Source organism: Gilliamella sp. wkB171, assembly GCF_001693755.1.
Lineage (GTDB): Bacteria > Pseudomonadota > Gammaproteobacteria > Enterobacterales > Orbaceae > Gilliamella > Gilliamella apicola_F.
Map to the genome: position 1 here is coordinate 62,723 of NZ_LYST01000039.1, position 18,687 is coordinate 81,409.

Consider the following 18,687-nt stretch of genomic DNA (forward strand, 5'->3'; position numbering starts at 1 on the left):
TGACGATGAACTTTTCAAAAATGCATGGACTTGGAAATGATTTTATGGTCATTGATGCGGTAACGCAAAATGTTCATCTTTCAACAGAAATGATAAAACGCCTTGCTGATAGATACACTGGTGTTGGTTTCGATCAGCTTTTGCTTGTAGAGCCTCCTTACGCTCCAGATACTGATTTTCATTACCGAATTTTTAATGCTGATGGAAGTGAAGTCCAGCAGTGTGGGAATGGCGCTCGCTGTTTTGCTAGGTTTGTTCGTTTAAAAGGTTTAACTAAAAAACGTGTTTTAAAAGTGAGTACGGTAAAAGGGAATATTGTACTGACAGTTAATGATGATGAAACCGTTAGAGTTAATATGGGGCAACCTATTTTTGAACCAAGTAAAGTACCGTTTAAAGCAATAAAAGAAGAAAAAACTTATATTATTCGAGCACAAGAGAACACCGTATTATGTGGCGTGGCTTCAATGGGAAATCCCCATTGTGTACTGCAAGTCGATAATATTGTCACAGCTGAAGTGGCAACACTTGGACCGCTATTAGAACAACATGAACGTTTTCCTGAACGGACAAATGTTGGATTTATGCATATCATTAATCGCAACAATATTGATTTACGTGTATTTGAGCGTGGCGTTGGCGAAACACAAGCTTGTGGAACTGGTGCTTGCGCAGCTGTTGCGGTTGGCATTAATCAGGGATTATTAAATAATAAAGTCAATGTAAACTTACCTGGTGGTAAGCTTTTAATTGAATGGCAGGGAATGAATCAACCACTTTATATGACAGGGCCAGCAACCCATGTCTATGATGGATTTATTGCGATATAACTATAAGATTAGTCGTTTTGTAGTCATAAATTCGTCATTAAATAACTTGATAGTTTAAATGGATGCAGTGATTCTCTTTGAGTTTTATTTACACAAATATCATAAATAAGTGATAACAGAGATTAAGCATGGTTGCTAAAATAACACGCGCTCATAAAGCAAAATATACAAGGCGAGTTGCCGACAAGCCTAATTTGAATGATGAAATAGTCAGTCAATATTTGATGGATAACCCCGATTTTTTTATTCGTAATGCTAATCATCTCCAAAGCATGCAGATCCCTCATCCTATACGAGGTGGGGTTTCATTACCTGAATGGCAAATGGCAAGGCAACGTAACAAAATTGGTCAGCTAGAGTCCGAAATTACTTTATTAATGGAATATGCCAGTAATAATGAATTGCTTTTTAATCAATTTATGGATTTGCAAGGACAATTAATTAAAGCAAACGATCTAAATGATTTAGATAATATATTAAAAAGTTGGGCAAAATCTTTAGGTCTTAGCGGTGCTTATTTATATCTTTTTGATGATAAATGGTTACTTAATGCACCTTCTATTCATCATCACTATGCATTAAATTGCCTACGTTTTGATTTTATAAGAGTTAGGCATTTGCAATATAGTCATCAGTATTTGGGCACTTTAAATACTACTGAGCTAGATTTTCTTTTGCCAGAACATGGTTATGTCGGTTCAGTTGCTTTATCGTTATTAGGTCAATTTGGCGATTTAGGATTGCTCATGTTTACTAGTGCCGATCCTCATCATTATCAAGCTGAGCAAGGAACATTGTTGTTAGAAAGAATTAGTCTAATATTACCAATACTAATTGAAAAATGGGTCATGCGAAAAAAATAAGGCAGATTATGAATCTTTCATCTCAAAAAAATGTCGATTTATTAACTCAGCCAGTCGAACAGTTTTTAAATTATATCAAATCAGAAAAGCAACTTAGTTTAAATACTCAAATTAATTATAAACGTCAACTTTATGCACTTATTTCATTAGCGCAAGAAATCGAACTGATTAAGTGGCAAGATTTAGATTCATCAGCAGTAAGATTATTAATTAGCCGGAGTAAACGCACAGGTTTACAGGCTAGAAGCTTATCTTTAAGATTATCTGCCTTACGAAGTTTTTGTGATTGGATGGTAAAAAATGAACTTATTGTCGCCAATCCTGCACGTGGTGTTTTAAATCCTAAAGTAGGGCAACATTTGCCTAAAAATATTGATATTGATGAGATTAATCAACTATTGGATATAGAATACAACGATCCGTTGTCGGTACGAGATCGAGCCATGCTTGAGCTTATGTATGGTTCTGGTTTACGGCTGTCTGAACTGGTTAATCTTAATTGCCGGCAGTTAAATTTAAATGATGGTGAAATAAAAGTGATGGGAAAGGGCAGCAAAGAGCGTAAATTGCCATTAGGTCGAGAGTCGATAAAATGGATCAAGCATTGGCTATCTATGCGTGATTTTTTAGAACCGCAAGATGATGCCCTGTTCATTTCTAAACTGGGTAAACGCATATCCCCACGGAACGTAGAAAAACGATTTGCACAATGGGGGGTTAAGCAAGGTTTAAGCGTGCATGTGCACCCTCATAAATTACGTCACTCATTTGCCACTCATATGTTAGAATCAAGTGGTGATTTAAGGGCTGTACAAGAATTGCTCGGTCACGCTGATTTGTCAACAACACAAGTTTATACGCATTTGGATTTTTCACATTTGGCAGAAGTTTATGATTCTGCCCACCCCAGAGCGAAAAGAGGAAGTAAATAATGCATTTTTACCGTTCAATTAATTCTATTAAAGCCATTACTTTCGATCTTGACGATACACTGTATGACAATAGTACAATTGTTGAAAAATCTGAACAAGAAATGATAAAAACTCTGCATATTTGTCCTCAATTACAGGATGTGACTTTAGCTGATTTTCATTTTGAAAAAAATGCTGTTCTATTGGCCAACCCTAAAATCTATCACGATGTGATTATTTGGCGTATTGAGACGATTAAATCACTTTGTATCAAAGCTAAAATTGCAACCGATAAGATTGCACAGATAGTTGATGATGCAATGACAACGTTCAATTTTTGGCGCCATACAATGCACGTTCCTCAATCTACGCATACTTTGTTAGCTTTGTTAGCAACGAAATTTCCTTTAGCTGTGATCACTAATGGAAACGTTGACATTAACAAAATCGGTTTAGGTAACTATTTTCAATTTTCCCTTCGTGGTGGTGCAAATGGTCGTTCTAAGCCTTTTCCTGAAATTTTCAATTTAGCGGCTGATAAGCTAGCGCTACCTGTAGGTAATATCTTACATGTTGGTGATAATTTAATGACTGATGTTAATGGTGCGATTAATAATGGTTTTTTAGGCTGTTGGCTAAATATTTTTGATCAAGATATTTTGCAGCTTCCAGATGCAAGATGTTTACCTCATATTGAGATAACACAATTGCCTGAATTAGAGAATCTGATATAATTCTCGCAAAGTCTGTATAAATAGACAGTAAAGCTAACAGTAATTATAAGTTATTGTGATTTAAAACCTATCTTTTATCCTATTTGCTTATCGTCTACATACGACATCTAAAAAATAATGAAAGAATGAATAATGTATATAAAATTGATGCCGGTTACCGGTTTGTATTATCAAAATGGGTTAATTTATAATGGAAATTAGACAATCATTATTAGACGACCTAAATACCGAACAAAAAAATGCAGTGACTACTGATAACCAATATACCGTTGTTCTAGCCGGTGCGGGAAGTGGTAAAACTCGGGTTTTGGTTCATCGTATTGCTTGGCTCTGCATGGAAAAACAATACCCTTCTAATTCAATTTTCGCCGTTACTTTTACCAATAAAGCTGCCGCAGAAATGCAAGAGCGTATTGAAGCATTAGTTGGCGAAGGGTACTTTAGTGGTATGTGGATTGGTACCTTTCATGGATTAACGCACCGATTATTACGCATGTTTGCCGAGCAAGCTAAGTTGCCATCGAATTTTCAACTCATTGACTCTGAAGATCAAATTCGGCTTATCAAACGAATTTTTCGAGAATTGAAAATTGATGAAAAACAGTGGTCGGCAAAAGAGTGCGTCGCATTTATATCAAGCCAAAAAGAAAAAGGTTTTCGTGCTAATGATATGGTTCCTGAAGATCCTAAACAGGTCATGTGGCAAACCATCTATCGCGATTATCAAGCTATTTGTGATAGAGTAGGATATGTTGATTTCTCGGAATTAATTTTAAGAGTTTACGAATTACTTTGTCAAAATGATGATGTGTTAAATTATTGTCATCACCGTTTTTCAAATATTTTGATTGATGAATTTCAAGATACCAATCTGATTCAATACCGATTAGTACAAAAACTAGCGGGTCATACTGCCAATGTTATGATTGTTGGTGATGACGATCAATCTATCTATAGCTGGCGGGGCGCTAATGCTGACAATTTACAATTATTTATTCGCGATTATCCAGATTCTGACATTATCCGTTTAGAGCAAAATTACCGTTCAACAAGTAATATTTTAGATGCAGCCAATATATTAATTGCCAAAAATCAAAATAGACTCGGTAAAAATTTATGGACAGATAGTGGTGATGGCGAAAAAATCTCGCTTTATGTTGGTTTTAATGACATTGATGAAGCCCGATTTGTGGTTGGTCAAATAAAAAAACACCATGAAAATGGTGAAAACTATGCGAGTTGTGCCATTTTATATCGAAATAATGTGCAATCACGTATTTTTGAAGATACGTTACTGCAATCAGGTGTGCCTTACCAAATTTATGGTTCTATTCGCTTTTATGAACGGCAAGAAGTTAAATTAGCTTTAGCTTATTTACGATTATTGCATGATCATAATAATGATATGGCTTTTGAAACCACAATAAATACCCCTACAAGAGGTATCGGCAATGTCACGCTTGATAAAGTTAGGCTAACAGCTAAGCAGCATAGTCTTTCATTATGGGATGCTTGCTTAATGTTAATCCAAAGTAATTCGTTAACTGAACGTCAGCGTTCTGGGCTGAGCCGCTTTTTACAATTGATGGATTCAATCTATGATGAAGTCGGTTTGTTACCTTTTTATAAACAGCTCGATGTCATAATTCGTTTATCTGGTTTACAGCAAATGTATGAGCAAGAGCCCGGAATAAAAGGTCAATCAAGATTAGAAAACCTTGAAGAGCTGGTATCGGCAGCAGAACAGTTTTTTAAAATCAATGAAAATACCGTAATTGAAGATAGTCAAACCGGTAAAACACTAACAGTATTAGAGTCATTTTTAGCTTTTACCTCACTGGAAAGCCGTGATGTGATTAAAGAGCAAGATTCTGTTCAACTAATGACACTCCACGCTGCAAAAGGTCTGGAGTTTGATAATGTGTTTATCGTGGGTTTAGAAGAAGGTATATTCCCAGCACAACGCTCTATTAAAGATAATGATAAAATGGAAGAAGAGCGCCGTTTGGCATACGTCGGTATTACTCGAGCTCGAAAACATTTAACGTTAACATTATGTGAATTAAGACGGCTTTATGGGCGTGAAGAACGTAACTTACCGTCACGTTTTTTGAGTGAATTACCGGTTGAAAATCTTAATGAGGTAAGTTATCGAGGTATGATGACTTCATCAGAATTTAAATCTGATGATTCAAGTCATGATGCACAATTTTATCATGAACGTAAAAAGTCTTACCTCAAAAAGCAACGTGAAAATGATGATTATGTATTAGGTCGCAAAGTTAAACATCAACGATTTGGTGAAGGTACAATCATTAATTTAGATGGTGAAGGCGATCATCGACGCGTACAGATTGCTTTTATTAATGAAGGCATTAAATGGCTGGTGGTTAAACTGGCAAATCTTACATTACTATAAAAAGTTTGAACGTTCTAATTCAACAAGGAAAAAATGCAATATTTATCCTTGTTGAATTACTCTTTACAACGCTGCTTGTTCTTGAACTGATTCGGTAAAAATCTTATCAAAAGATTGATCTGTACGATTACAAATCCATTGCTTATTGACATAATCGAAATGGTATCCTTGCTTAGCTGTAGCTAACCAAATTTGGAAAAGCGGCTCTTGAGTATTGACAATAATTTTACTGTGATTAGGAAAACTGATAGTAATAACATTGCCATTAGTTTCGTAGTCAATATCTATGTCTTGTTCGTCAGCAAATTTATCTAAATAAAGCTCGATCTGATTATAAAGTTGATCGGTAATAGCATGAAATTCGGTTATATTCATAGAAAAATAATCTAAATAGACAATGGAAAGATTTTAACATAAACCCTGTTAACCTGCCACAATCAAGTGGCAGTTAAACAGTTATCCGTATTTATTCAGTTATAGGTAAAGAGCAGGCTACAATGAGTAATCGGCGTAGTTCATCGTCGTTATTTGTCATTGCGACCCAGCGGTTTGGAGTATCATTAGTACCAATTAAATCACCTTCGCCAAAGTAATTTGCAAATAACTGTATATTTCCTTTAGCCATTTCCATTTTGTCACAATTTGCAAATTGTTCAATGACTAATGAGCGATATGAAATTTTATTACCATCACTATTATCTTGTTCGATTGCTGGTACATAGTTGACAATTTGCGAAAATACTCGAATTCGTTTGTTGTAAGGGTGGAGGATAATAGATGTTTTATCTATGAATGAATAACCAGTCGATTTGTCTTCTTTAGATTTACTTATTGAAATAAATTGCTGGCCAACGCGTTCATTATTTAAAATTTTATTTACTTCTGTTGTTGTTTTTTCGTCAACAGTATCATTGATTGGTGCTATTTTAGTATCGACACTATTACCAAACGCAGAAAAAGAAGACAGAATCAATAATAAATATAATTTTTTCATTTAAATCTTATCCCCGCCTTTTAATTTATTTTCTGTTGATGTATTGCTAATGTCCTTCTTTTGTTGAGACTTCAGATTTTCTTCATTCTCTTTTTGTTTTTTTAGCTTATAAGCTTTAATTTTTTCTTGACGTTTAGCTTCAATTTCAGCTTCTAATGGTTTCATATCTGGGCGAATTAAATAAAGAATATCTTTTTCTATATCGCCTTGAATAGAACAGGCTATTCGGCTCTGATTATTGGCAATATTTTCTAAATAGAGTGATTTTTCAACTGTCCAAAGTCGTGGAATAACCATATCAATGGAGTATGGGTTATCCTGCCAAAGAGCGGCTTTATTTTTTTGATCATAAATTTTAGGATTAGCGATATAGACTTCATTATTATAAGGTAACCAGTTGAGGTTTTTTAAATTATTTTTAACTTCATCTAAATTATTATTAAAGATAAATCCCCAATAATAAAATTTGCCAGATAATGTTGTGGGAATAAAGATGTTTTGATAACCAACTATAGTTAATCCTTTATAGTTAATTGGTTTTTTCAACATCGTTGTATTGTTATTATCATATTCCATTGATTTAACGGGAATATAGGCAATATTTTCAAAGGAATCTAAGTCGGCATACTGGCTAAAATATTTTTTATTCTTAGCTAACTGTTCAAAAAATTGACTGTCGCATTGCATAAATGAATCAATTATTTCATCTGTATAATTCTCTTTTGCAGCATTTTGTGCAAAAACCATGCAAGAAAGTAATGAAGTGCAAATAAAAATAGAAAGTTTCTTTATAAGCATGGAGAGGATCCTTTTAAAATAATTCTTCTGCCAATGAGTGCAAAGTATTGTAAAGTAATGTAAATAATTTTGTCAATCATCTGTATGTAAATCTTCAATGAAGATAAGTAACGTACCATTTTTAAATGATATTTTTACTAAATCACTGATTGCCTTATTTCGTAAACTTGTTAACTCACCTAACTTCAACGTTGCATTAGTTAGCGGATATTGAACACCATCAATAGATAACTTTATTACTTTTGGAAAAGGCATCAATGAGATAATTCGGTTTTTTATACCGGTGAGAACTTGCTGGTGTTGAGCAAAAAAGAAATGGCAAAAATTATCATAAAAAATGATATCAAATTGTTGATGATATTGTTTTGCAACCGATAAGTTACCTAAAAAATGATCGCTAGCATGGCCGCAGGCTCCATACACAATAAAGCGTTTTATTCCTTTATTGGCTAAAAATAGCATCGCTTTTTCAAAGTCAGTTTTATTTTGATCAGGCGTATGAATCACTTGAGTGGTGTTTGGCGTATTTTTATCACCGTTAAAACTATCTAAATCGCCAATAATATAATCGGGAATGATTGAGGTCGATGATAAATAATTATGATAGGCCCCGTCAGTTGCCGCTATACAGCAATAGTTATCGCTAGTTTTAGGGTAGTGCTTTGGCGGCTCCCCATTAACAAATAGTAGTGCAGTATGGTTTTGCATTCTTATATTCCTCTGTTTTATAAGGCTAATGTCAAAGCCATGATAATTGCATCTTCTTGTTTACCATCTGTAGTTGGATAATAATTTTTTCTAATCGTAATTTGATTAAAACCAAGTGAATGATACAACAAAATAGCAGCCTTATTTGATTGTCGAACTTCTAACCATAGCGTGGTGATAGGGTTGGATGGATTGATTGTCATTAACTTGTCAATAAGGCAATTGAGCAACTCTTTTGCTAATCCTTGTTTTCTAAAATTGGGATGTATTGCGATATTAAATAAGTTTGCTTCATCGGCCACTAATTGGCATATGCAAAATCCAATTATTTTGTTATTAATCGTGAGCTTTAAATTTAAATAATGGTCGCCTTGGTTAGAGAAGAACGTCTGTTTAGACCATGCAATAGGATGGCAAAGTTGCTCTAATGCATAAGCTTCTGATAAATCATGCTCGTTTAGGATGGAAATAGTTTTCATATTGACATAATTGTTGCCAAAGCTGGCGTTTTTGTTGTGGTGCATTGGCTAATGCATCTAAATTTGTTGTTTGAATCAATAACTGATTTTGCCACGATTCATCTGGTTGAATGTCAATAAACCACACCACTTTATTTATTTCATTAGCAGGGGTAATGAGTTGCGATGGTGTAAGCACCAATACTTGTTCAGCGCTAAGACTAATGGCATTTAAAATATCCTGATATATTTTTTGTGTTGGTTTTTGTTCTGCAACAACAATTAAGCGGATTTCATCACTAATATGTGTTGCAAGTTCACCTTTGAACGCGGCTGCATTACGTAAAACATATTGTGTGATATTACATTGTTTTAAATACCAATCTTGTTCAGTCATGATTAAGAAAGTGTTTTTTTGTTAGAGATTAAAGGACGTTAATTGTATAATCAACGGCTAAATTTATAAAGGTTTTTTCATCGAGGTAATATGGCAACATCTGCTTTTACACCAGCAAGTCAAGTAATAGAGCGACACGAGAGTATCTTTAACAATAAAAATGTTATCTTTGCTGGCGACATTCAAGACAGTTATCCGGCAAGTTTTTCGGCGCATAACATTAAAATTCATTGTTCTCAGTTTCATACCTATTTACGACTAAAAAATTATGCACATAAGGCCGAAGCGCTTTTTGCTTTGCTACCTGATTCTACCTTTTATACAAACATGGATACGGTCATCTACTATTGGCCAAAAACAAAAAGTGAAGCGCAATTTCAGTTGTCTTACCTATTACATAACATGGCTAAAGGGAGTGATATTTTTATTGTTGGCGAAAACCGCTCAGGAATTAAAAGTGTTGAAGCTTTGTTAAATGAGTTTGGTTCCATCCAAAAAATAGATAGTGCAAGACGTTGCAGTTTATATCATTTTCAAGCCGATCATCGTTTGGCTTTTGAGTTTGAAAAATGGTGGTTGAGCTATCATTTAACAATCGATAATCACGACATTGAAGTGAAAAGTTTACCTGGCGTATTTAGTCAAAAAGGGTTAGATGCGGGTAGTGAATTGCTATTAAATGCATTGATGGAACATGCAGACATTGTTAAAGGACATGTTTTAGATGTCGGATGTGGCTCGGGTATTTTGGCAACAGTGCTTGGTAAATTATTTCCTGATATTACGTTAACGCTGTCTGACGTTAATAGTGCGGCATTAGAATCAAGCAAGGCAACGTTAGCGAGTAACCATTTATCTGCAAGTGTTGTTGCCAGTGATGTTTTTTCTAATTTAAATGATAAATACCATTTAATTATATCAAATCCGCCTTTTCATGATGGTAAACAGACCGATTATACTGCGGTTAATGCCTTAATTAGCCAAGCCAAAAAACATTTAAAATTAAATGGTTATTTGTGTCTAGTAGCAAATTCATTTTTACCCTATCAAACCATTTTGAATGACACGTTTAAAAGTGTAGAAGTGATAGCACAAACGACAAAATTTAAGGTATATTTAGCCTGTCATTAGTTGATTATTATCTCTGGCGAAATTGTTAACGCACAGATCTGTTTTTTGATTTGGGTAAAATAAAATGTTCACATTTTTTTACCCAATGACTATCAATATTTAGTTTTGATGACGTAAAGCAAATTGTCTAAAATTACTTTATTAACCGTTTAATTTATAGTATGGTAATACACAACTTTTATATATCAATATGTAACGTTGTCTTTTTATATTTTGCGGATATATAAATGACTCATTTAGTATTACTTTTAAAAAAGCATTAATTATCAAAGCGTTGTTAATTGTAGGAAAGGTGTTTTTATGTTACTATGTAGTTATGTGAAGCCAGCCAGCCAGCCAGCCAGCCAGCCAGCCAGCCAGCCATAAAAATTTAGCTAATACTCAAAATCCGAGTAAACGCTTTTATCAACCGTTTTACCATTATTTAATCAATTATATACCTTCTAAACCGTTTCTTTTATTTCAGTCAAATAATGACAATTTATCTCATTCATCAATTTATTTAGGCTGTTTATCAAGGTTATTTAAATACATCTTTATCAGTGCTGCTATTTTTGATTTATTTTTTATTTCTTTTGCGGTTAATGCATTATCAGCGTCAACAACGAGTGTAATTCATGGTTTTGCTCCCTATTTGACATTCGATAATGGCAAAGTTAAGGCCGATAATACTAGTCAGTTATTAAGTATTAACTTTTACTTACCTGATGGCTCACTCAAAACTATTACCGCTGATCAAAATCTCTCAACCGAAACAAATCCTATAGTATTGCCACACGATGTTACTTCGTTTGATAATATTATGACATTTATTCCCTATGGTGAGACTTCAATTGATTTAAATGAACTAACTAGCAATTACTATGATTTTGCTAGAGATGATGATGGTGATTCGGATATGTCAGCAACAGGGAATATGTCGATTGACATTGAAGATAACCAAAATAAAACTGTGCAGTTAACTGATCATCTTTCTGCATGTAATGCACCTTATAAAATTAAATTAACAACCACTAATGGTTCATTAACAACTAAGTATGGCATTCCAAACTCTTCATTGTTTACAAAGGCTGAAACTGTTTATTTTGTTACGCCTGAAATAACCCATTCCTATGCTTGTTATGCCCAGCCTAATTTAAAATTTGGTGATGATAATAATAGTACCGGTAATGGTTATAATAATCTGTATTTTGCGGGCCCAACTCAGCAATGGGATCCGACTAAAGGCTTTAAAGTAATCAATGCCGATTTACCTTCGGCTAACTTTCCTCGAACTGGATCTAATAATTTGTTCTTCTTATTAACATTTGTTGGTACAACGGCTAAACAAGTTATCGCCTCAACCCCTACAACGCCTGAAAAAGGTAGTGGTGCTGCCTTGGTATTGACTGCACCAAATGGTGATGATGGTAATGTAGTTAAAATATTATTACAAGGCCCTAAACACCCTAAAGGAGGTCTATTTGAACCCGCAACTTTCAAAATATATTCCGATCCTGAAAAAACAAATCAGATTTATAGTTTTGAGATTATTAGGTGGTTCATTACTAGTAAGGATGTTGTTCCCTATAATACTAAAGACGATTTAACTGGCGTTGCGACTGCAAGCGAGTATTGTCATAGTTTAGAAGGTGAATATGAAGTGCCTTATATCATTAACTACACCAATAGTAAAAAAAATGATTTTGGCATTGGCGGTAATTACACGCGAGAGATTGATACTTTAGGGCATCTATTTTCTGAATGGGGGTATACCAGTTCTACTTACTATAGCGCAAGTGATTGGGCAACAGATTCCTATTGGTCAAACAATCCGGTAGGGGATGGAACGACTGATCAATATTTGGTGACATCGTACATTGGTAGTATTAGAAAAGAAAAACCGTCTTATATGGGTAATAAGGTAGCTTGTGTAAGCGCTTATTAATATTACTCGAATATGTTTTTATTTGTAAAAAAACCTTAGACATTTAACTAACAAAATTAATAGCAACAATGTAGGGCGAAAGCTTGCTGAGCCCTCATTTATCGATGAAAGATGAATTCAACTCGAACGCGATTAGCAAATGTAAATTATTCTGCTGATCATTTCTACTTTATTAAAATAGAGATTGCACCAAATACCACTATCTTTGATCATTCAAGTCAATTATTAACGCAATCAATTTGGTTTGAACAAGTTAATCGATATTCGATCATTTATTCTCACCACTTTTTTATCGATGCAAATCAATTACAAGCCATTTTAGAATGGCGTAGTGATAGGGTAGCGCCTTATAAAAATCCGGTATCACTGACTAAATTTATTGCACAATTCAAATCAAAGTCGACCGTTTTTTTGCGTAAAAACGGCGCATCTGATTTCTGTTGGCAACGTGGCTTTTTTGAACGGATAATTCGTAATAAAGCTGAATTTGATCACTTTAAACAAAAACTCAAATAACCCTTGAGAATTGTTGCTGTCTTGCCATACGGCGCATATAAATATCAAAACACATACAAATATTGCGAATTAATAAATGTCCTTTGGGTTGTACAACAATGGTATCATCACTAATCATGACCAGACCATCTTGTTGTAGAGGTTTGAGTAACGATAAGTCTTGCGCAAAATAATCATCGAACTGAATATTAAATTTTTGCTCTATTTGTTTTTTGTCTAAATAAAAATGACAAATAAGCTGTTTAATCACATCACGCCGAATAATATCATCATTATTTAAATTAAAGCCTTTCCATAAACCATTGCCGGTTTGTTCAACTTGGTTTTGATAAATTTTTAGATCTTTTTGGTTTTGCGCATAACTATCACCCAGCATGCTAATTGCCGATACACCAAGTCCCAGTAAATCAGCATCACCTTGAGTGGTATAACCTTGAAAATTACGGTGCAATTTATTTTGCTGCTGAGCGATTGCCAGTTCATCAGTGGGTTTAGCAAAGTGATCCATACCGATAAATTGATAACCAGCTTGGGTTAATTTTTCGATACAGGTTTGTAAAATCTGCAATTTTTGATTAGCGTTAGGTAAATCCTGATCTTTGATCTTTCGCTGAGCGGCAAAACGACTAGGAAGATGAGCATAATTAAAGACACTCAGTCGATCTGGTGAAATATCGATAACCTTATTTAAGGTTTCGGTAAAACTTTCTACTGTTTGTTTAGGTAATCCATAGATTAGATCCAAGCTAATTGAATGGAAATGGTTTTTACGTGCTTGCTTAATTAATGAGCGGATTAGGTTTTCATCTTGTTCACGATTAATTAAATTTTGAATTTCGTGATTAAAATCTTGAATTCCCATACTCAGTCGATTAAATCCGAGATCAGCAAGATGATCAATTGTTTGAGGACTAATTTCCCTTGGGTCAATTTCAATTGACAGTTCAGCATTTTGCGCAAAATTGAAATGCTTTTTTAGCGAAACAATCAGGCGGGTAATTTCATCGTTGGTCAAAAAGGTCGGAGTGCCGCCACCCCAATGCATTTGCGAAACAATACGGTTTTTGAATAGTTGTGATCGCTTTTCAATTTCAATATCGAGTATATCTAAATATTTAGTAACTTTTTGAGTCTGGCGGGTAACAAGTTTGTTACAACCACAAAAATAACAAAGCTTATGGCAAAAAGGGATATGAACATAAAGCGATAATGGTCTATCTGGATAACGATTGGCCGCTGCTAAAAAATCTTGGTCATTAAAATTTTCATTAAATTCGAGCGCTGTTGGGTACGATGTATATCTCGGGCCAGAATAATTATATTTTTCAATTAATCTTTGATCCCATAATTGCGTTTGAATTTTATTATTATTTTTATTTAATTCGGCATCTAACATTGCTATTTCCATGATTTTTTTTAATTGGTTTTTGTTTAGTTTTGATTCTGGTTCTATTTTTTATACGATTGGTTTTTTTTAAAAATAGTAGCGTACAAATCAATAATCCAAAATATAAACTAAGCATTATTAGTAATGGCATTATGTTCTCATTATTTATCTAAGCTGATTTGTATTGAACAATACCGATTTTAAGATAATATCAATTAAAATAACTGTATCTTAATTGATATGACTTAAATACTTTATAATCACATTAACGTCGAATTATGATTATTTAATCGATTTTTAATGACGTTTTAATAAATTGACAATATCTTCTTTCGATTCATCTTGTTCATCATCAAAATCATCATCACTATAACCAAGCTGTTGCATCAGCTCTTCTATACGGTTTAGTTTGCTATCAAGGTATGACTGTTGTTCTTTGGTTAATTTACTATCACTTTCGACTAAATCAAGTAGTTGCTCTAATTTTTCATCATTTTCTAATTGTTCTAACTCTTCTTGAGGGGATAAGCGTTTTTTAATCGGTTTTGGCTCTTTGACTAAAACAGGTTTGCTTGTTGCATCATCAGCAACTAAAGCAATTGGCTTTTTGCTACCAATTCTTGGATCTGTATTCAAGGTTGATGCTTTTTTATTTTTCTTACCGTCACTATTATTGAAACGTGAACCGCTCGGTAAACCTTTGTGTTTACGTTTACGTTTCAGTTCACGCGACTCTTCATTTATTTCTTGACGGCTTTTTTTGGGTTTTAGCTTCGATTTAGTTTTTAACATATAATCTCAATTTTATATTCAAGTTAAATTTTACGTTTATATTTTATCAGTAACTCACTTAGATAGCTACGATGAAGCATCAATGCTAATTTGTGATTGTAAAAAAATAGATTTAGTATAATCTGAGCCGAATATTTTAGAATCAATCATCATAGAGAAGAATAAAACATGAAGAATCATTTGAGTCCTTATATGCAATTTAGCCGTAAAGAGTGGGCAAGTTTGCGTAATGCGGTACCAATGACTTTAACAGCAGAAGAATTAACTTCGTTACAAGGTATTAATGAAGATTTATCGATGGATGAAGTCAGTGAAATTTACTTGCCTTTATCTCGATTACTTAATTATTATATAAGCAATAGCTTTAGTCGTCAGGCAGTCTTATCAAAGTTTCTAGGTAAAAGCCAGAAAATTCCTTATATTATTGGTATTGCAGGTAGTGTGGCTGTCGGTAAAAGCACCACTGCTCGTGTCTTACAAGCATTATTAACTCGTTGGCCAGAACATCGCAAAGTCGCATTAGTGACAACCGACGGCTTTTTATATCCAAATCGTTATCTTGAAGAACGTGGCATGATGAATAAGAAAGGATTTCCACAATCTTATGATATTAAAAAGTTGATTAATTTTGTTGCTGATGTAAAGTCAGGACAGTCAGAAGTTAAAGCACCCGTTTATTCTCATTTGGTTTACGATATTGTTGAAGACGAACAGATTACTGTCGATAGTCCTGATATTTTGATTCTTGAGGGATTAAATGTTTTACAAGGCACCCTAAATTATACTCAAGCTAACAATCGGGTATTTGTGTCTGATTATGTCGATTTTTCAATATATGTCGATGCTCAATTACCGTTGTTACATGATTGGTATGTCAATCGATTTTTAAAATTTAGAGCTGGAGCATTTAGTGATCCTAATTCCTATTTTCACCATTATTCACAGTTGCCAGAACAAGAAGCTGTGAATATTGCCAACCGACTTTGGCGGGAAATTAATGAATTAAATTTGATCGAAAATATTCTGCCAACACGGGAACGAGCAAGTTTAATTTTAACCAAAGGTAAAGATCATAAAGTTGATTGTGTACAACTGAGAAAATAAATTATTGGGGAAATGAATATGAAAAAAGTAATAAAGTTAGTCAGTAAATTAAGTATTTTGACTTTGCTAACAACCTGCTCAATGAACAGCTTTGCGCAAAATCATCAATCAGAAGGGCTAACTTGTGAAAGCAAAAAGCAGGCTATTCAAGCCGAAATTGAACAAGCTAAAAACCATAATAATAGTCATAAAGTTACCGGGCTTGAGAAAGCGCTTGATGAAGTTAATACACATTGTAGTAATGCCGATTTAGAGTCAAAATATAAGCAAGATATTGCCGAAAAAACGGATAAAGTTGCTGAAAGAAAGAATGAATTAGCTCAAAAAACTGAAAAATACGCTAAAGATAGTAAAAAGTTCGATCAAGAAAAAATTGATAAGTTAAAAGCAAAAGTACAAAAAGCCGAACAAGAATTAGCAGACGCTAAACAAAAACTTGCTGATTATTATCAACAAGTAGCAGTTAAATAAATTGCTAACCTGCTTATTTTTTATCTTCACGCTATCAAGCTTAATATTGATAGCGTTTTTAACATCGCGTTAGACAGCTATTATCCTAGACTTTTGCCATTAAAAATAGTAAGGTGTGCGCCTTACTACGTGGTTCGTGAACCTCCCACGCTAAAAAACTAAGGAAAATTTAATGAGTAAAATTACACTACTTGGCGACCAATCTGTTCGCTATCCAACTGACTATTGTCCAAATATTTTGGAAACCTTTGATAATAAACATCCTGGTAATGATTATTTTGTTAAATTTAACTGCCCGGAATTTACCAGTCTTTGTCCGATAACCGGTCAACCTGATTTTGCTACGATTTATATTTCGTATGTACCAAATATTAAGATGGTTGAGAGTAAATCACTCAAACTGTATCTATTTAGCTTTCGTAATCATGGCGATTATCATGAAGATTGCATTAATATCATCATGAAAGATCTGATTAAGTTAATGGATCCTAAATATATTGAGGTTTGGGGAAAATTTACACCGCGCGGCGGTATCTCAATTGATCCTTATGCCAATTATGGTAAAGCTGGTACCAATTGGGAACAGATAGCGATGAACCGTTTGGCTAATCACGATCTCTATCCTGAAAAAGTTGATAATCGCTAATTTTTTGTCGAAAAAATCAAATCGGAACAGTTAAAAATGCAAAATCGTAAAGCACTAGTGATATTTTCTGGTGGGCAAGACTCTACCACCTGTTTACTGCAAGCCATTGCAGATTATGGACGTGAAAACGTCGAAACCATTAGTTTTCAATATGGACAACGACATGCCATTGAGCTTGAAAAAGCTAAATGGATTGCTGAAGATCTTGGTGTGAAACAAACCGTCATTGATACTTCAGTGATCAAACAAACGACCAATAATGCGTTGATTGATGACGCGCAGGAAATTAAAGCTGCCAAAGACGGGGATTATCCTAATACCTTTGTTGATGGGCGCAATATGTTATTTTTATTGTTAGCGGGCTGTTATGCCAAACAACACGGTATTAAAGATATTATTATTGGTGTATGTGAAACTGATTTTAGTGGTTATCCGGACTGTCGAGATATCTTTATCAAATCGATGAATGTGTCAATGAATTTAGCTATGGATTACGCTTTTAATATTAAAACGCCTTTAATGTATCTTACCAAAGCTCAAACATGGGAAATGGCTGATAAGTTAGGTTATTTGGATTATATCCGAAACCATACCCATACTTGCTATTATGGGGTAGAGGGTGGATGTGGTAAGTGTCCTAGCTGCATTCTTCGCGAGAAAGGTTTAAACCAATACCTTAATCATTCAAATTAATTGACATACTGGGTTCACTCACCCCATTAAAAAAAGGAAAAATTTATGTATCTGAACACGCATTCAGAGCAAACAAGCAAATTTACTCACACACAACAAATGAAAGCCCTTGGCTGGCTTTCGTTTTTTCATATTTTGGTTATTGCTTCAAGTAATTATTTGGTGCAAATCCCGTTTGATATCTTCGGTTTTCATACCACTTGGGGCGCTTTTACCTTTCCATTTATCTTTCTGACTACCGATTTAACCATTCGAGTATTCGGTGCTAGCCTTGCCAGAAAAATTATCTTTGTTGTTATGATACCGGCATTACTGTTCTCTTATTCCATTTCGGTCGTATTTTTTGAAGGACATTGGATGGGATTTTCAGCTTTGTCTGATTTTAACAGTTTTGTTTTCCGTATTGCCTTAGCCAGTTTTGCCGCTTATTTAGTTGGGCAATTGATGGATATCACTGTGTTTAATTATTTACGTAAAAATAGAGCATGGTGGGTAGCACCTTCGGCATCAGCTGTATTAGGTAATGGTATTGATACTATTGTCTTTTTTGCGATCGCATTTTATAAAACGAGCGATGAGTTTATGGCAACGCATTGGGTTGAAATTGCTGCTATCGATTATAGTTTTAAAATTATTATCTGTGGCTTATTCTTTTTACCGCTTTATGGCATTATTTTGAATTTTATCCTAAAAAAATTAATTATAAAAGCATCGTAAATCAGTTATTAATTATCGAATAATATTAGAAAATATAGATACTTAGAGCTTATTGACTTCATGATAAGTTCTAAATCTCATACGCCTCCTTCAATAACCTCATTCCGCTAATTTTTTTACTAATATGAAAAATTTATTTATCTCAAGATAGGCTAAAAATCTTGATAAAGATTCTTTGCTAATTTTTATGC

21 protein-coding genes and 1 riboswitch are annotated in these 18,687 nt (G+C 34.0%); of the genes, 13 read left to right on the forward strand and 8 right to left on the reverse strand.

The window, feature by feature from the left end:
* Nucleotides 1–5 precede the first annotated feature (5 nt).
* From dapF to uvrD, 5 genes are all read left to right on the forward strand, one after another.
* Nucleotides 6–830: a diaminopimelate epimerase gene (dapF, locus tag A9G03_RS05285; RefSeq protein WP_065798610.1), complete on the forward strand. Its 825-nt coding sequence runs from the start codon at nt 6–8 to the stop codon at nt 828–830.
* A 128-nt stretch (nt 831–958) separates the two neighbouring features.
* Entirely contained in the window at nt 959–1,693 is a 735-nt protein-coding gene (locus tag A9G03_RS05290; RefSeq protein ID WP_081297465.1) for a DUF484 family protein, read from the forward strand.
* Nucleotides 1,694–1,701: 8 nt separating this feature from the next.
* On the forward strand, nt 1,702–2,625 hold the full coding sequence (gene xerC, locus A9G03_RS05295) for a tyrosine recombinase XerC (RefSeq protein WP_065798611.1): 924 nt from the start codon (nt 1,702–1,704) through the stop codon (nt 2,623–2,625).
* Complete coding sequence (gene yigB, locus A9G03_RS05300) at nt 2,625–3,338, forward strand: 5-amino-6-(5-phospho-D-ribitylamino)uracil phosphatase YigB (protein WP_065798612.1); 714 nt, start codon at nt 2,625–2,627, stop codon at nt 3,336–3,338. Before xerC ends, yigB begins: the two co-directional genes overlap by 1 nt.
* 190 nt (nt 3,339–3,528) lie before the next feature.
* Complete coding sequence (uvrD, locus tag A9G03_RS05305) at nt 3,529–5,757, forward strand: DNA helicase II (protein WP_065798613.1); 2,229 nt, start codon at nt 3,529–3,531, stop codon at nt 5,755–5,757.
* Between the two features lie 63 nt (nt 5,758–5,820).
* On the opposite strand, the gene cyaY is transcribed toward uvrD, so the two are convergent.
* The 6 genes from cyaY to A9G03_RS05335 form a co-directional block, all read right to left on the reverse strand.
* The gene (gene cyaY / locus A9G03_RS05310; protein ID WP_065798614.1) at nt 5,821–6,132 is read right to left on the reverse strand and encodes an iron donor protein CyaY; all 312 of its coding nucleotides are present in this window, start codon (nt 6,130–6,132) and stop codon (nt 5,821–5,823) included.
* Nucleotides 6,133–6,223: 91 nt separating this feature from the next.
* Entirely contained in the window at nt 6,224–6,751 is a 528-nt protein-coding gene (locus A9G03_RS05315) for a surface-adhesin E family protein (RefSeq protein ID WP_065633538.1), read from the reverse strand.
* Nucleotides 6,752–7,549 carry a hypothetical protein gene (locus tag A9G03_RS05320; RefSeq protein ID WP_065633539.1) on the reverse strand — a complete coding sequence of 266 codons (798 nt, stop codon included), beginning with the start codon at nt 7,547–7,549 and terminating at the stop codon, nt 6,752–6,754.
* A 72-nt stretch (nt 7,550–7,621) separates the two neighbouring features.
* Nucleotides 7,622–8,257 carry a thiamine diphosphokinase gene (locus tag A9G03_RS05325; protein ID WP_065798615.1) on the reverse strand — a complete coding sequence of 212 codons (636 nt, stop codon included), beginning with the start codon at nt 8,255–8,257 and terminating at the stop codon, nt 7,622–7,624.
* A gap of 17 nt (nt 8,258–8,274) precedes the next feature.
* Nucleotides 8,275–8,736 (reverse strand): ribosomal protein S18-alanine N-acetyltransferase, encoded by a 462-nt coding sequence (rimI, locus tag A9G03_RS05330; protein ID WP_065633541.1) that lies wholly within the window; start codon nt 8,734–8,736, stop codon nt 8,275–8,277.
* Complete coding sequence (locus tag A9G03_RS05335) at nt 8,705–9,112, reverse strand: DNA polymerase III subunit psi (RefSeq protein ID WP_065798616.1); 408 nt, start codon at nt 9,110–9,112, stop codon at nt 8,705–8,707. Before A9G03_RS05335 ends, rimI begins: the two co-directional genes overlap by 32 nt.
* Before the next feature lie 90 nt (nt 9,113–9,202).
* Between A9G03_RS05335 and rsmC the strand changes: the two genes are divergently transcribed.
* The 3 genes from rsmC (at nt 9,203) to A9G03_RS05350 (ending at nt 12,686) form a co-directional block, all read left to right on the forward strand.
* Nucleotides 9,203–10,243, forward strand: coding sequence for a 16S rRNA (guanine(1207)-N(2))-methyltransferase RsmC (gene rsmC, locus A9G03_RS05340; protein WP_065798617.1), 1,041 nt, complete (start codon nt 9,203–9,205; stop codon nt 10,241–10,243).
* A gap of 634 nt (nt 10,244–10,877) precedes the next feature.
* Nucleotides 10,878–12,170 carry a hypothetical protein gene (locus tag A9G03_RS05345; protein ID WP_065798618.1) on the forward strand — a complete coding sequence of 431 codons (1,293 nt, stop codon included), beginning with the start codon at nt 10,878–10,880 and terminating at the stop codon, nt 12,168–12,170.
* Nucleotides 12,171–12,281: 111 nt separating this feature from the next.
* Nucleotides 12,282–12,686: a hypothetical protein gene (locus A9G03_RS05350; protein WP_065633545.1), complete on the forward strand. Its 405-nt coding sequence runs from the start codon at nt 12,282–12,284 to the stop codon at nt 12,684–12,686.
* Here the strand turns inward: A9G03_RS05350 and hemN are convergent.
* Complete coding sequence (hemN, locus tag A9G03_RS05355; RefSeq protein WP_065798619.1) at nt 12,679–14,082, reverse strand: oxygen-independent coproporphyrinogen III oxidase; 1,404 nt, start codon at nt 14,080–14,082, stop codon at nt 12,679–12,681. The two genes, A9G03_RS05350 and hemN, sit on opposite strands and share 8 nt — an antisense overlap.
* Nucleotides 14,083–14,370: 288 nt before the next feature.
* On the reverse strand, nt 14,371–14,865 hold the full coding sequence (gene yihI / locus A9G03_RS05360) for a Der GTPase-activating protein YihI (RefSeq protein ID WP_065798620.1): 495 nt from the start codon (nt 14,863–14,865) through the stop codon (nt 14,371–14,373).
* A gap of 168 nt (nt 14,866–15,033) precedes the next feature.
* Here yihI and coaA point away from each other — a divergent pair, with 168 nt between their 5' ends.
* From coaA to A9G03_RS05385, 5 genes are all read left to right on the forward strand, one after another.
* On the forward strand, nt 15,034–15,969 hold the full coding sequence (coaA, locus tag A9G03_RS05365) for a type I pantothenate kinase (protein WP_065633548.1): 936 nt from the start codon (nt 15,034–15,036) through the stop codon (nt 15,967–15,969).
* 18 nt (nt 15,970–15,987) lie between these two features.
* Nucleotides 15,988–16,440, forward strand: a complete 453-nt coding sequence (locus A9G03_RS05370) for a DUF1090 domain-containing protein (RefSeq protein WP_176700943.1) — start codon at nt 15,988–15,990, stop codon at nt 16,438–16,440.
* A gap of 123 nt (nt 16,441–16,563) precedes the next feature.
* Nucleotides 16,564–16,608: riboswitch (PreQ1 riboswitch) on the forward strand.
* Nucleotides 16,609–16,612: 4 nt separating this feature from the next.
* Nucleotides 16,613–17,086 carry a preQ(1) synthase gene (gene queF, locus A9G03_RS05375; protein WP_065633549.1) on the forward strand — a complete coding sequence of 158 codons (474 nt, stop codon included), beginning with the start codon at nt 16,613–16,615 and terminating at the stop codon, nt 17,084–17,086.
* Between the two features lie 15 nt (nt 17,087–17,101).
* A complete protein-coding gene (gene queC, locus A9G03_RS05380; protein WP_255307649.1) occupies nt 17,102–17,779 on the forward strand; it encodes a 7-cyano-7-deazaguanine synthase QueC in 678 nt (225 codons plus the stop codon).
* A gap of 45 nt (nt 17,780–17,824) precedes the next feature.
* On the forward strand, nt 17,825–18,496 hold the full coding sequence (locus A9G03_RS05385) for a 7-cyano-7-deazaguanine/7-aminomethyl-7-deazaguanine transporter (RefSeq protein WP_065633551.1): 672 nt from the start codon (nt 17,825–17,827) through the stop codon (nt 18,494–18,496).
* Nucleotides 18,497–18,687 lie beyond the last annotated feature (191 nt).

Bases quoted from the DNA above. Each gene is read 5' to 3' on its own strand.
- dapF (WP_065798610.1), top strand. From the start codon at position 6: ATGAACTTTTCAAAAATGCATGGACTTGGAAATGATTTTATGGTCATT.
- A9G03_RS05290 (WP_081297465.1), top strand. From the start codon at position 959: ATGGTTGCTAAAATAACACGCGCTCATAAAGCAAAATATACAAGGCGA.
- xerC (WP_065798611.1), top strand. From the start codon at position 1,702: ATGAATCTTTCATCTCAAAAAAATGTCGATTTATTAACTCAGCCAGTC.
- yigB (WP_065798612.1), top strand. From the start codon at position 2,625: ATGCATTTTTACCGTTCAATTAATTCTATTAAAGCCATTACTTTCGAT.
- uvrD (WP_065798613.1), top strand. From the start codon at position 3,529: ATGGAAATTAGACAATCATTATTAGACGACCTAAATACCGAACAAAAA.
- cyaY (WP_065798614.1), bottom strand. From the start codon at position 6,132: ATGAATATAACCGAATTTCATGCTATTACCGATCAACTTTATAATCAG.
- A9G03_RS05315 (WP_065633538.1), bottom strand. From the start codon at position 6,751: ATGAAAAAATTATATTTATTATTGATTCTGTCTTCTTTTTCTGCGTTT.
- A9G03_RS05320 (WP_065633539.1), bottom strand. From the start codon at position 7,549: ATGCTTATAAAGAAACTTTCTATTTTTATTTGCACTTCATTACTTTCT.
- A9G03_RS05325 (WP_065798615.1), bottom strand. From the start codon at position 8,257: ATGCAAAACCATACTGCACTACTATTTGTTAATGGGGAGCCGCCAAAG.
- rimI (WP_065633541.1), bottom strand. From the start codon at position 8,736: ATGAAAACTATTTCCATCCTAAACGAGCATGATTTATCAGAAGCTTAT.
- A9G03_RS05335 (WP_065798616.1), bottom strand. From the start codon at position 9,112: ATGACTGAACAAGATTGGTATTTAAAACAATGTAATATCACACAATAT.
- rsmC (WP_065798617.1), top strand. From the start codon at position 9,203: ATGGCAACATCTGCTTTTACACCAGCAAGTCAAGTAATAGAGCGACAC.
- A9G03_RS05350 (WP_065633545.1), top strand. From the start codon at position 12,282: ATGAATTCAACTCGAACGCGATTAGCAAATGTAAATTATTCTGCTGAT.
- hemN (WP_065798619.1), bottom strand. From the start codon at position 14,082: ATGTTAGATGCCGAATTAAATAAAAATAATAATAAAATTCAAACGCAA.
- yihI (WP_065798620.1), bottom strand. From the start codon at position 14,865: ATGTTAAAAACTAAATCGAAGCTAAAACCCAAAAAAAGCCGTCAAGAA.
- coaA (WP_065633548.1), top strand. From the start codon at position 15,034: ATGAAGAATCATTTGAGTCCTTATATGCAATTTAGCCGTAAAGAGTGG.
- A9G03_RS05370 (WP_176700943.1), top strand. From the start codon at position 15,988: ATGAAAAAAGTAATAAAGTTAGTCAGTAAATTAAGTATTTTGACTTTG.
- queF (WP_065633549.1), top strand. From the start codon at position 16,613: ATGAGTAAAATTACACTACTTGGCGACCAATCTGTTCGCTATCCAACT.
- A9G03_RS05385 (WP_065633551.1), top strand. From the start codon at position 17,825: ATGTATCTGAACACGCATTCAGAGCAAACAAGCAAATTTACTCACACA.